Origin of the sequence: Pilimelia terevasa, from assembly GCF_014647915.1 — a bacterium.
Taxonomy (GTDB): domain Bacteria; phylum Actinomycetota; class Actinomycetes; order Mycobacteriales; family Micromonosporaceae; genus Pilimelia; species Pilimelia terevasa.
Genome location: NZ_BMQC01000013.1, coordinates 20,501 through 34,061, shown reverse-complemented (window position 1 = coordinate 34,061; position 13,561 = coordinate 20,501). Strand labels below are relative to the sequence as shown.

At 76.9% G+C, this 13,561-nt stretch carries 5 protein-coding genes; 4 read left to right on the top strand and 1 reads right to left on the bottom strand.

Features of this window, described 5'->3' with window-relative positions; genetic code table 11:
- The first annotated feature begins 374 nt into the window (after positions 1-374).
- The 3 genes from IEY75_RS16435 to IEY75_RS16425 all read left to right on the top strand — a co-directional run bounded on the left by IEY75_RS16435 (position 375) and on the right by IEY75_RS16425 (position 4,958).
- On the top strand, positions 375-2,897 hold the full coding sequence (locus tag IEY75_RS16435; RefSeq protein WP_189115252.1) for a putative bifunctional diguanylate cyclase/phosphodiesterase: 2,523 nt from the start codon (positions 375-377) through the stop codon (positions 2,895-2,897).
- Positions 2,894-4,174: a glycosyltransferase 87 family protein gene (locus IEY75_RS16430; protein ID WP_373290284.1), complete on the top strand. Its 1,281-nt coding sequence runs from the start codon at positions 2,894-2,896 to the stop codon at positions 4,172-4,174. The genes IEY75_RS16435 and IEY75_RS16430 overlap by 4 nt, the downstream gene beginning before the upstream one ends.
- A gap of 259 nt (positions 4,175-4,433) precedes the next feature.
- On the top strand, positions 4,434-4,958 hold the full coding sequence (locus tag IEY75_RS16425; RefSeq protein ID WP_189115251.1) for a snapalysin family zinc-dependent metalloprotease: 525 nt from the start codon (positions 4,434-4,436) through the stop codon (positions 4,956-4,958).
- A gap of 77 nt (positions 4,959-5,035) precedes the next feature.
- Here IEY75_RS16425 and dnaB read toward each other — a convergent pair whose 3' ends face one another.
- Entirely contained in the window at positions 5,036-8,557 is a 3,522-nt protein-coding gene (gene dnaB / locus IEY75_RS16420; RefSeq protein ID WP_189115250.1) for a replicative DNA helicase, read from the bottom strand.
- Positions 8,558-9,127: 570 nt separating this feature from the next.
- On the opposite strand from dnaB, the gene IEY75_RS16415 reads away from it, so the two are divergent.
- On the top strand, positions 9,128-13,420 hold the full coding sequence (locus IEY75_RS16415) for a hypothetical protein (RefSeq protein WP_189115249.1): 4,293 nt from the start codon (positions 9,128-9,130) through the stop codon (positions 13,418-13,420).
- Positions 13,421-13,561: the final 141 nt, after the last annotated feature.

The window sequence follows — 13,561 nt, the reverse complement described above, 5'->3', positions numbered from 1 at the left end:
TAAAAGTGCGTCTTGGTGTGCGCTTCCTGCAATTTCCATCGGCGCGAAGTCCGCACCCCGGTGGGACCATCTACGAGTCCCTTCCCACCCCGCCACCAGCGGTGGTCTTATGTGGACAATCTGTCGCAAAACATGCCTGCATTATCGGAATGTGTATAAATGGACATTTATTGGTACCGTCCATTTCAAATCTCCTCTAACGTTCTCCGCATCGCAAGACAACGGCTTTCATCACTGACGGAGAGCGTGGGGGAGGGTTACGATGCGTGGACAGGACTGGCAGTGAGTGAATCGGCCCGGGCCGTACCGGCTCCCCTGGCAGCGGCCGATCAGAAAGTAAATCCACCACAGATGGGCGAGTGGGAAGTAACTGCATGACTGAATCGGGCAACGTACGGGCAGAACGCCAATTGCGGCGACTGGTCGGTGTTGCCTCCCTGCTGGCGGCAGCAGTTCTGACCTGGGCGATCGTTGCTGCCCTGGGTGCGAACAGCTCCGCGCTGGAAGCGGCGACAGCGGTGACACTCGTCGCGCTGACCTCGGTTTCCCGGTTCGCGTACGTCCGCATGAGGATCGGCGGCACACATCAGGCATCAAGTTGGAACTGCTTCGGAATACTCATTGCACTTTCGGCCAAGGAGCCGTACTGGGTCGTACTGATCGTCTTTGTCAGCGCGATTGTCTACGGTGCGGTTCTGCGACTGGCGCCCCAACGTTTTCTGTTCAGCGTCGCCAAGGAGACAGTCGTCGCCGCGGCCGGGTGCGCCGTGTTCGCGGCCACGGGCCTGGCGGTGGACGACCCGCTCTCGTGGACGCTGGTCGGCTGCCTGTTCCTCGCCTACGTGGCGATGGAGGTGGTGGGTGACCTGCTGGTGGTGCCGGTGGTGGCACTGGCCAGCCGCACGCCGGTCCTGCAACGCTTCACCGACGAACTCGACATCCGCCTGCTGCTGGTCGCCGCACAGACAGCGATGGCCATCGGCACGGTCGTCCTCGTCCGGCTGACGCCCTCCCTGCTGGTCGCGGTACCGGGCCTGGTCCTCAGCCTGCACCTGTGGTCGGCGAGCCGGCTGCGCGGGCGGGCCGAACGCGAGGCCTGGCAGCAACTGGCGAGCACCACCGAGAGCCTCAACGACGTCGACCTCGACGCCGTCCTCACCCTCGGCGTGATCCGCGCGGCGGAGCTGTTCTCGGCCGACGAGGTCGAGATCTGCTACCGGGGCGCCGAGACCCCGCGGCTGCTGCGCGGCAACAGCCGCGGCGTGCACTACAACGGGCCGCGGCACACCGCCGCGCCGACCGAGGCCGCCGACTCCATCGCGGCGCCGCTGAGCAGCCGGGACGACGGTCCCGACATCGGCGAGCTGCGGCTGCTGTTCCGGGGCAAGGTCACGCTCTCGGAGCGGGAGCGGTACACCCTGCGGACCTTCGCGTCCGCCCTCTGCACCGCGCTGCGCAACGCCGCGGCGTACGCCGAACTGGAGCGGGTCGCCGCGGCCCACGCCCACGCCGCCGCCCACGACCCGCTGACCGGCCTGACCAACCGCCGCGCGCTGCTGGACTCCGGCGCCCGGCTGCTCGGCCAGCGGCACACCCAGGGCGTGATGGCGCTGCTGCTGATCGATTTAGACCACTTCAAAGAGGTCAACGACACCCTCGGGCACGCCGCGGGAGACCAGGTCATCATCGCCGCCGCGCAGCGGCTGGAGGCCGCCGCCGGCCCCGACGACGTGGTGGCCCGGCTCGGCGGCGACGAGTTCGCGGTCCTGCTCACCCACCTGCCCGCGCCCGCGGTCGCCAGCAACCGGGCCGCCCGGATCGTCGACGCGCTGCACCACCCCGTCGACATCGAGGGGATGCAGGTCGCCATGGAGGCCAGCGGCGGCGTCGCCGTCGCCACCGGCACCAGCGGCATGGTCGAGCTGCTGCGCCGCGCCGACGTGGCGATGTACCAGGCCAAGCGGGCCGGCAACCGGGTGGCCGTCTACAGCCGGCGCCGGGACACCAGCGAGGTCGGCCGCCGCGCCCGCGGCGGGGAGCGGCCGGGCCTGGTCGCCGACCAGGAGTTCTCGGTGCTGTTCCAGCCGATCGTCGACCTCGCCGACGGCCAGGTCGTCGCGGCCGAGGCGCTGGTCCGGCTGAAGGACTTCCCCACCCCCGCCGACGACCCGGCCGGCCTCCTGGAGGCCGTGGACCGGCCGAGCCTGCTGCCGCAGTTCCAGGACATCGTGCTCGACATGGCGCTGCTGGCCGCCGCGGACTGGCGCGAGGCGGGCTTCGACCTCCCGGTCAGCGTCAACATCGCCCCGCGCAGCCTGCTGGACCCCCGCTTCCCGGCCGCCGTGATCACCCGCCTGCGGACCCACGACATCCCCCCGCACCGGCTCATCCTCGAACTCACCGAGAGCCTCGCCCTGACCCCGCTGGACGTGGTCCAGGACGTACTCAGCCAGCTCGGCGCCGCCGGGGTGAAGCTCACCCTCGACGACGTGGGGCACGGCCCGGCATCCCTGGCGGTGCTGTCGCAGCTCCCGCTGCACGAGATCAAGATCGGGCCGGAGTTCGTCCGCGGCATGGCGTCCTCGGACGAGGCGGCCAAGGTCGTCCGGTCCGCCGTGGAGCTGGGCCGCAGCCTCAAGGTCGCCGTCGTGGCCACCGGCGTGGAGACCGACGCGCAGCGCCGGGCGCTGTGGGAACTCGGCTGCGCCGCCGGCCAGGGGCACCTGTTCGCCCGGCCGATGGCCGCGAACCGGCTGCTCGCGGCGCTGCACCGGGGTACCCACGGCCGGCCCGGCCTGCTCGCCGCCCCGCTGCACGACGAGGGCGCCGTCATCCGCATCCCGACGGCCCGGCGGGCCGGCGGGCGCCAGCCCCGTCTGCCACACTTGCCGGCGTGATCCACGACCGCTGGCGGCGCCTCGACCGCACCGCCGGCGGCCTCCCGCTCGACCTCGCGCTGTACCTGTCCGGGGCGGCCTTCGCCGGGTTCACCGCCGCCTCGTCCACGCTGCCCGCCCACCGGGCCTGGGGTGCGCTGGCCCTCTGGGGGTACGCGGCGGCGGCGCTGGTCTGCGGGGGGCAGTGGGCGCTGCGCCGCCGGTGGCCGCGCGGTGCGTCCGCGGCCGCGCGGGCGACGCTGACCGCGGCGGCGTTCGCCGCGACCTGCCTGGTCCCGCTGCTCGCGCAGGCGGTCCAGCGGGCGGGCGGGAACGCCCACCGGGCGCAGGAGGAGGTCGCGGTCGTCGAGGCGGGCGCCGGCCGGCTCCTGGCCACCGGCACGCCGTACCTCGCCGACGCGGCCATTGCCGCCCGCCCCGCGGCCGAGCAGCTCCTGGGCTACCTGCCGTACCAGCCGGGCATGGTCGTGTTCGGACTGCCGCGCGCCCTGGCCGGCGCCCACTGGTGGACCGACGCCCGGGTCGGCTTCGCCCTCGTCGCCCTCGTCGCCCTCGGCGCCGCGCTGGCCGTGCTCCCCACCACCGCCGGCCGCCGCCCGGCGGTGGTGCGCGCGGCGCAGGCTGCCACCGTCCTGCCCGTCTGCGCCCTGACCCTGGCCACCGGCGGCGACGACCTGCCGGTGCTGGCCCTCTGCCTGCTCGCCTGCGCGCTGCTCGCCGGCCGCCGCCCCGGCGCGGCCGGGGCCGCCGTCGGCGCGGCCGGGGCGCTGAAGCTGCTCGCCTGGCCGGTCGCCCTGGTCCTGGCCGTCGCGGTCGCCGCCCGCCGCCCCCGGGACCTCGGCCGGTACCTGGCCGGCGCGGTCGGCATCCCGCTGGCCTCGGCGCTGCCGGCGGTCCTCGTCGACCCGGGTGCCGCCGCGGACAACCTCGTCGGCTTCCCGCTGGGCCACGGCGTGGTGCGCAGCCCGGCCGCCTCGCCGCTGCCGGGCCACCTGATCGGCACGCACCTGCCGTACGGGCGGCCGCTCGCGCTCGGCCTGCTCCTGGCCGCCGGCCTTGCGATCGCCTGGTGGCTGCGGCGCGACCCGCCGCGCACGGCGGCCCGCGCCGCCGCCGTCTGCGCCGCCGGCCTGCTCGCCGCGACGCTGCTGCTGCCCGCCACCCGCTTCGGGTACCTGCTCTACCCCGCCGCCCTCGCCCTCTGGGTCCCCGCGCTGCGCCCCGCCGCCGGCCCCGCACCCCGCCGGCCGGCGGTCGCGCCGCGCCGGGCGGCGTGAGCACCCGCCCGCGGCCCACGCCGCGCACCGTCGCCGCCGTCGCGGCCGGCGCCGCCGCGGCGGCGTGAGGGCGCCACATCCGGGCGGCGACCGCTGTTGTCCAGATCACTTTTCGGCGCTAGATTGACGGTGCTGAATGTGTCAGACGCCCTGACGCGCGGACTGTCCGGGGTTACGCACCGGCACCGGCCGCCCCGGCGCTGCCCCCGCCCCACCGGTGACCGACGACCTCGCCGCCGGCCCCGAGCTAGGAGCCCACATGCTCAGGCGTACCGCCATCCGCGCCCTGGTCGCCGCGGGCGTCGTCGGCGCCGGCCTGGCGGCGCCGCACGCGGCGGGTGCCGCGACCCCGGCCGCGACCGCCGCCGTCCGGGTCGTCACCTACGACGCCAGCCGCGCCAGCCAGTACCGGGAGGGCCTCGCGGAGGCCGCCCGGATCTGGAACGCGAAGGTGCCCGAGATCGAGGTCAGGGAGGGTTCGCCGGCGGCCATCACCATCGTCGCCGAGAACGGCTGGCCGTCCGCGTCCCCGTCGGGCTTCGGCCGGGGCCGGATCGTCATGGGCAAGGAGGCCGTCGACCTGGGCCACCACGTACCGCGCATCGCCGCCCACGAGATGGGCCACATCTTCGGCCTGCCCGACGACCGCACCGGCCGGTGCACGGACCTGATGTCGGGCAGCAGCGCCCCTGCCACGTGCCGGAACGCCGAGCCGAACCCGCAGGAGGCCGCGAAGGTCCGGCGCAACGCCGGGGGCTCCGGCGGCCCGGCCCCGAGACTCTGATCCGCCGCACCGGTCGCCGCGCGTCGGCCCCTTTCTGGTGGGGGCCGGCGCGCGGTCGTTCCCGTCCGCGGGCGCGGTCAGAGGGCCATGTCCACGAAGCGGGACAGGTGTAGCTGCGCGGCCACCGTCACCGAGTCGGTGGGGCCGTTGCGGTGCTTGGCGACGATGAAGTCCGCCTCGCCGGCGCGCGGGGACTCCTTGTCGTAGTAGTCGTCGCGGTGCAGCAGGATCACCACGTCGGCGTCCTGCTCGATCGAGTTGTGGACGGCGATGCCGTTGGCCACGAAGTTGTGCGCCCCCGCGACGGTGGCGTCGTAGACCGTCTCGACTCCGTCCGGCTCGATGGCGACGATCTCGTCCCAGGTGACGTCGTTCGTGGCGAGCATCTCCAGCCGGTTGTCCTCCAGCAGCGCCGCGACCCGCGCGATGCGGCCCGGGGACGGCCGGCTCCTGTCCGGGACGCCGCCGCGGGACCGGGTGCCCACCGCGGCGGCGACGTGCCGGTGCGCCGTGCCGCGCTCGGCCAGGACATCCCGGACGCGCTCCCACACGTCCCGGGGGACGGTCGTGTGGGCCCTGACTTCGTGCAGCCGCTCGCGCAGCAACGCGGCGGCGGCGCCGCGCTCGCCGTGCACGCCGATGACCCGGCAGAACGCCTCCTGGTCGCCGCTGTCGTGGACGTCGAGCCGGAAACCGTACCGGCGGCCGACCCGCCCGGCGGTCCCGATCCGCGTCTGGATGCCGAAGCGCCACAGCAGGCGCGCCACGTCGTCCGCGAGCCGCCGGCTGGCGGCGGCGTAGGAGACCTGCCCGAGTGCCCCCGCGCCGGCATCCGGGCGGACGCGCGCGGACCCCCCGGTGGCCCACAGATGCCGCAGGAACAGCGCGATCTGGCGCTTCGGCAGGCCGAACACCTCCGCCGGCACGGACCTCCCGCGCTCCGACGCCGACCCGTCGCCCAGCAGGCGGGCCAGCAGCACCACCTGCCGGTCGTCCCAGGCGGTGGCCCGCTCGGGAGCGGGCACGTGCCGCGGTGCGGCGACCCGGTCGCCGACCGCCAGGTCGTCCAGGGCGGCCCACCCCCGGTAGGCGAGGAACGGGTGGTTGCCGGTGGCGCGGACCTCCCGACCGGAGGCCAGGCGCAGCCGGAACACCGGCCTCTCGCCGGTGCTGAAGACGTGCGTGAGGTGCCGGCGCACGTACTTCAGCCGTTCGTCGAGCGCCCACACGGGTACGTCCCGGGCGCCGGTGGCGAACAGTTCGCCCAGGGTCGTCTCGGCGCCGGTGTCCGCGCGGAGCACGCGCGTCTCGGCGGTCAGGCACCCCGACTCGCGCAGGTCGCTGAGCTGGGGCCGCTTGTCGGTCCGCTGCTCCGGCCCGCGGTTGAGCTGGCTCACCGCGATCACCGGGCACTCGATCTCCTTGGCCAGCAGCTTCAGCCCCCGCGACAGCTCCGACACCTCCTGCTGCCGGGACTCGACCCGCTTCGGCGAGGACATCAACTGCAGGTAGTCCACGACGATCAGCTTGAGGTCGTGCCGCTGCTTGAGCCGGCGGGCCTTGGCCCGGATCTCCATCAGGTTCATGTTGGGGGTGTCGTCGACGAACAGCGGCGCCTCGCTGATCTCGCCCATCCGGCGGGCCAGCTTGGTCCAGTCGTCGTCGGAGAGCTGGCCGGAGCGCAGGGTGTGCAGCGGTACCCGGGCCTCGGCGGACAGCAGCCGCATCACGATCTCGACCTTGCTCATCTCCAGCGAGAAGATGCAGCTCGCCAGGTTGTGCTTCAGCGAGGCGGAGCGCGCGAAGTCCATCGCCGCCGTCGAGTTGTGGGTCGGGATCATGCTCGGACCCGCGAGGTACAGGTGGTCGGCGTTGTCGACGGCGATGCACCGTACCGGCACGCTCGGCACCGGCCGGACGCCGACGATGTACCGCCGGTCGTCCCCGGCGTCGGCGGGGAAGGTCAGGCGGTACGGCGCGGCCGGCACCGGCCCGCCGGTCGCCGTGCAGCGGCGGCCCAGGCTGCTCACCAGCTCGCGGACGTCCCGGGCCAGCCGCGCCGACCAGGTGGTGATCCGCACCGCGCCGCCGTCGACGGCCGTACCGGCGGCGTCCACCAGGCCGGCGAGCAGGTCCCGGCGCTGGGCCGCTGAGGCCCGCAGGTAGCGCCGGGGGAGGTACGCGGTCGCCGCGGCGCCCGGCTCCGGGGCGTGCGGCGCGGCGGCGCCCGCGGTGCCCAGGCGGGTGCCGAGCGCGTACGGCGGGACCGGGAGGTCGTCCCGGTGCGGCAGGGCCAGCGGCGCGCAGGTGGCGACCGCGTGGCGGGGCCGCCCGTCGCGGGGGTCGCGCAGGGTCTCGGCGATCTGCCGGGTGGTGACGATCGCCGGCCCGGCGACGACATCATCCCCGGCGACGACATCATCCCCGGCGGCGACGGCGTCCCTGGCGACGACATCATCCCCGGCGGCGACGGCGTCCCTGGCGACGGCGGCATCCTCGGCGGCGACGACATCCTCGGCGGCGACGTGCCCGGCGGCGGCGTCCCCGGTGGTGGCGCGGCCGGCGCCGGTCGGCGCGAGCGCGGGGGGCTGCCGGCGCCGCGCCCGGTCGGTCGTCACCCAGAGGTGGGCGGCGTCGGCGACGATCACCGACCCGTCGGAGAACGCCACCTCGTAGCAGGGCCGGCCGTACCGGACCGCGAACGCCTCCGTCACCCGCGTCGGACGCCCGTCCGCGCCGAGGACCTCGTCGCCCACCGCGACCTCGCCCATCGTCGTCCAGCCCGCGGGCGTCGCCAGCGGGGTTTCCAGCGCCAGCGCCTTGCCCAGGCCGGGCCGGCCGGCGACGATGACGAGCTGGCCGGCGTGCAGGCCGTTGAGCAGGCGGTCCAGGTCGGAGAAGCCGGTCGGCACCCCGGTCATCATGCCGCCGGAGGCGCCCACGGCCTCGATCTCGTCGAGGGTCGGCTGGAGCATGTCGGCCAGTACCGCGAAATCCTCGCTCACCCGGCGCTCGGTGACGTCGTACACCGCCTGCTGGGCCAGGTCGACCGCGTCGTCGACGTCGCGGGTGCCGCCGGAGGCCGAGCCGTAGCCGATCTGCACGATCCGGGTGCCCGCCTCGACCAGCCGGCGCAGGATGGCCCGCTCGCCGACGATGCGCGCGTAGTAGGCGGCGTTGGCCGCGGTGGGGACGGCCGCGATGAGGGTGTGCAGGTACGGGGCGCCGCCCACGCGGCCCAGCTCGCCGGAGTCGGCGAGGGCCGCGGCGACGGTGATCGCGTCGGCCGGCTCGCCGCGGCCGTACAGGTCGAGGACCGCGTCGAAGACCGTCGCGTGGTGGGGCCGGTAGAAGTCGTTCGGCTTGAGGATCTCGATGACGTCGGCGATGGCGTCCTTGGACAGCAGCATTCCGCCGAGTACGCACTGCTCGGCGGCGATGTCCTGGGGCGGGGTGCGGTCGTAGCCGCCGCGGGGCGCGTCGTCGGCGGGCGGGCGCCGCTCGGGTACCGCGGGGGCGGCGTCGGTCCGCGGTCCGGTCCGGGTGTCGGGTCGCGCGCCGGCCCGCGGCTCGGGTCGCGCGCCGTCGTCGGTCGGCACTGGGTCCCCCTCGCTGAGCGTCGTCGGCGGTCGTCGCCGGGCCGGCGGGACGCGGCAGGGGGTGGTACCGCGCCGGCGTGCGGAGGCCGTTGGCAAACGATAGGGAAGTGGGCCGACGCCTGCCAGTCGGCCGGTGGACAGTCCTGGGGAAAACCTGTGGATAACTCGTCCGATGCTGTGGATAACCCTGGGGACAGCCTGTGGACAAGAACATGAGAAAAAACCACATAGTTTGCCTGGCCTGCGTCTACGTGGCGTCGGTGTTGTGGACAGAAGAAAGTCCGGTGATTCGGTGTCTCCATCGTGGCGGTACGGGGCCGACTGTCCCCTTCCGCCCGCGCCGCTCGGCCGGCTACGCTTTCCACTCGGCCCTCGCCGCCGCTCCGCCGCCGCCCGGTCGCCCGCCGAACAGCCGTCGGTCCCGCCGAACCGCCCCTCCCGCCGCCGATCAGCGGACCCGCGGCGATCCGGCCGGACGGCCCGTGCCACCCCGCGCCGGTCGGTCCGGCGCCGGTCGGTGGTCCGTGTAGCCCATTGCGATCGCATGACGGAGGCGAAACCATCACCCAGGTGAGCTACCACCGAGATTGGGAGGAGGGCCCGCGCACGCGGACGCCCCGGTCCTCCGCGGACGGGTGGCTCGAACCTGAGCGGCCCCCGCCACCGGACCCGGGTCCCGTCGCGGGCTCCGCTGGCGGCTGGCCGCCGTACGGCGGCGCCGACTCCGGCCGGCACCGGGTCGCCGGCACCGACGGGTCCGGCACCGACCGGCCCGGCGCCCACCGTCCCCCGGCGGACGAGGAGGACACGGCGTACGTCGGCGAGGTCCTGCCGGCCCTGCGCCGCGCCGACTACGGGCCCGGCAGCTCACGCTACGAGGCCCTCCGGCAGTCCGACCCCAACGGGACGCCCTGGCGCGACCCCCGCGCCGCCGCCTGGCCGGACGCGGCCGCGCCGCCCCCGGCCGACGACCGCCCGACCGACCCGCGCTGGAGCACGCCGGCCACCTCCGCACCGGCGCCGTCGGCGTGGTCCGCCCGGCCGTCGTGGGACCGCCCCGCCGCCGCGCAGCGCTCCGCCCCGGCAGCGCCGTACCCGGCGCCGCCCCCCAGCCCCACCTGGGAGTACGGCGGCGGCGCCACCCCGTCGTCCGCCCCGGTCACGCGGGACTACGGCGCACCGTCGCCGGGCCACCGCGCGCCCTCTGCCGACTCCGGCACGCAGGACTACGGCACCCAGGCCGGCAACTACCGCGCCCCGGCGCCGGACTACGGCGCTCCGGCCCGGGACCACGGCGCCCCCGCGCCGGACTACAGCGCCCGCGCGCCTGACTACGGTGCCCGCGCGCCGGACTACGGCGCGCCCCCGCAGGGGTACCGCGCCGCGACCGGGTACGGGTCCGCGCAGCGGCACGCCGTGCCGGGGGCGGAGTACGGCGGCGCGTGGTCCGACCCGGCCGGCCGGTCGTACGGCGCGGCCGCGCACGCCGCGGACGGGTACGAGGGGCGTCGCCGCCAGGCCGACCAGACGGGCGACCTCGCCGGCTACCACCCGCGCCGCGCCGAGCCCGAGCGGGCCGAGCCCTACGGCGCCGCCCCGGCGTGGACCGCCGCGGGCTCCGACGCGGCACCGGCTGCCGGCGGCTGGGCGTCGGGCGCCGGTGCGCCCGACGCGCGCCGCGCCTACCCGCCGGCCGACGAGGCCGGCGCTCGCGCGCGCGAGGCCGCGCGCGGGGGCTGGTCCGCGGCGGCCGGGGCGGGCTACGCCGCCGCGCCGCAGGCGGACCCCCAGGCCGCTCCCGCACCGCGCGACGCCGACGACCGGTGGCCGACGCCGCGCGACGCCGCGCAGCACCCGCAGGCCGCTCCGCGCGCCGACGCCCGGGAGGCCGCTTCCCGCCACGCGGGCGACCGGGGCCACGCCGACGGCTGGGTCGCAAGCCCGCCCTACGCCGGGGACCGGACCGCGGCCGCCCCCTACGCCGGAGACCAGACCGGGGGTGCCCGCTACGCCGGCGGCCAGGCCGAGAGCGCCCGCTACGCCGGAGACCACGCCGGGGGTGTCCGCTACGCCGGGGACCAGGCGGGGGGCGCCCGCTACCCGGACGACCAGGCCGCGGCTGCCCACTACGCCGGCGGCCAGGCCGCGGCTGCCCACTACGCCGGCGGCCAGGCCGCGGCCGCCCGCTACGCCGACGACCGGACCGCGGCTCCGCGCTACGCCGACGACCAGGCCGGCCCCCCGCGCTACACCGAGGAGCCCCCCGCCCCGCCCCGCTACGCCGAGGACCGGGCTGCGGCCCCGCGCTACGCCGACGAGCGCCCCGCCGCACCCCGCTACGCCGACGACGAGGCCGCCGCGCCCCGCTACGCCGACGCGGCGGCCCCCCGCCGCGTCGAGGACCGGGCGGAGGCGACGGGGTACGCGGACCGGCCGGCTGACAACGGCCCTCCCCAGGCCGGGATCCGCTACGCCGCGTCGCGCTACGCCGACGCCCCGGCGCACGACCCCGAACCCCGCCCGGCCCCCCGCGCCGCCGAGCCGCGTTCCGCGGGTCCCCGCTACGCCGACGCGCCCGACACCGACGGGTCCGGGTACGTCGCCGAGGTCCGCTACGCCGACGAACCGCGGTACGCCGACAACGGGTCCGGGCGCGCCGACGACGACCGGTACGACGACGCCCGCTTCGCCGAGGACCGGTACGACGACGACGCCCGCTACAGCGAGCGCTACGCCGAGGACCGGTACGAGGACGGGTTCCGCGACGACGACGCGCCGTCCGCCGACGACCGGTACGACGACGACCGGTACGACGAGCAGCGGAGGCCCGCCGGTGCGGCGGACACCGACGCGCCGCGGGGTCGCCGCCAGCGCGGCGACGACCCGCCGGCCGACCGCGCCGACGCGGCCCCCTACCCGCCGCGCCGCCGCCGGCCGGTCGCCGCGGAGCCCGAGTTCGACGAGGACACCGACGGCGGCCAGGAACCCCGCCCGGCCGCCCGCGGCCGCACCGACGACCCCGTCAGCCGCAGCTACCGCGACGCCCCCGCCCGCGGCCGCGGGCGGTCCCGGGACACCGTCGACGTCTCCTGGTCCGAGCTGCCCGACGACGTGGACGAGGACGCCGACGACTACGCCCGCGGGAGCGGCGACGACCCGGACGCCGGTGCGCGCCGCCCCGACGGGCCGGCGGGCCGGGGCCGGTCGGCCCGGGCCGGCGCCGGGCTCCCGCGCGCCGGCCGGGACGCCCCCGGCGCCGCGCGGCCGCCGCGCCGCCGGTCCGTGTCCGACGCCGACGAGCCGCCGCCGCGCCGGGACCTGCGGGACGACGACGAGTCCCCCCGCCGCCAGGGCCTCACGGACGCCGGCCAGCCCCCGCGCCGCCGCTCCATGACGGAGGCGGGTCAGCCGCCGCGCCGCCGGGACCCCGCGGACCGGTCCATGACGGACGCGGGTCAGCCGCCGCGCCGCCGGGACCCCGCGGACCGGTCCATGACGGACGCGGGTCAGCCCCCGCGCCGCCGGAACCCCGCGGACCCGTCCATGACGGACGCCGGCCAGCCCCCGCGCCGCCGCGGCTCCGCGGACCGTTCCATGACCGAGGCCGGCCAGCCCCCGCGCCGCCGCGAGCCCGCGGACGCCGATCGCCCCGGACCGACCGGCCGGCCGCGTCGCCGCGACGAGGGCGCGGAGGCCGGCCAGTCCCGCGCGCGGGACGCCGGCCGCTCCGCGCGCGATCTCGCCGACGCCCCCGAGGACCGCCCGCAGCGGCCCCGGCCCGACCGCCCGGAGGCCGGCGAGGCGCGCGTCCGCCGGGACCGGGCCGACGGCCCGCCCCCGCGCGCCGGCCGGCCCTCCCGCGGCCGCGAGCTGACCGACGGCCAGCCCCCGCGGCCGACCCGGCGGCGCGACGGCGACCCGGCGGCGAGCACCGACGTGGTCCGCCGCCGGCCGGTCCGCGCCGACGACACCGACGACCGGGACCGGGACTGGCCGGCGGAGCAGACCGACGGCGCCGGCCGGCCGGCCGGCTACCGGACCGGCGCCGAAGGCCGCCCACGCCGGCCGGCCGGGTACCGTCCCGGCGTGGAATCCATCGACGAACGTGCGTACCCTCCCGCCCAGCGGCGCCCGGTCGACGATCCGCCCGGCAGCGCCCGCACCCGCCGCGAACCCCCGGCCCGCCCGACCCGGGAGCGCGGCGACGGCGCCCCGCGCCCCCGGCGCGACCAGACCGACGGCGGGTACCGCGGGCCGGCCAACTACCGGGACGCCGGCGACCGTGCGCCCGCGCGCCGCCCGCTCCTGAGCGACGAGACCTCGACGGGGATGCTCGACCAGCCGGCCGACGGGTACGGCTCCCGCGCGGTCACCACCCGCCCGGCCGCCTACCGGCAGTCGGCGCCGACCTCCGGCACCGGCAGCGTGTCCCCGTACCGCGGCGGCGACCCGGCCGCGCCCGGCCCGTCCACCCAGAGCCGGATCCGCCGGTCCGAGGCCGACGAGGCCGCGCCGGGGCGGCTGTCCAACGGCTACAACCAGGCGATGGCGTACACGGCACTGTGGTTCGCGGTACCGCTGGTTGTGCTGGTGCTGTGGAGCCTGACCCTCAACGGCGAGGCGTCCGCGAACTGTGTGGACGGACTGCCCTGCAACTCCCAGCGCGGCGCCGCGCTCGCCTCGCTGCTCGGCGAGGTGCCCAAGGCCGGCGCGATCCTGCTGCTGAGCCTCGGCGTGGCCCTGGTGCTGCGCAAGGTCAGTACGTCGTGGAAGGCCTCGACGGTCGGCTTCGCCGCGGCCGTCGTCGGCGGCGGTCTCGCGACGGTCGCCGTCTCGGTCTTCACGGGCCAGCCGCTCGGCTGACCGGCCGGCCGTTCGGCTGACCGGCCGGCCGCGGGTGGTACCGCGGTCACCGGTACGGGCGACCCTCCACTGTGACCTTCGTGCCATCCGGCCGGGGTCCGGGTCGCGCCCGGGTTTCGCGGGCGGCAGGGTAGGGCAGAG

What these genes read in the sequence shown, in the direction of transcription:
- IEY75_RS16435 (WP_189115252.1), top strand. Translation starts at nt 375, where the DNA reads ATGACTGAATCGGGCAACGTACGGGCAGAACGCCAATTGCGGCGACTG.
- IEY75_RS16425 (WP_189115251.1), top strand. Translation starts at nt 4,434, where the DNA reads ATGCTCAGGCGTACCGCCATCCGCGCCCTGGTCGCCGCGGGCGTCGTC.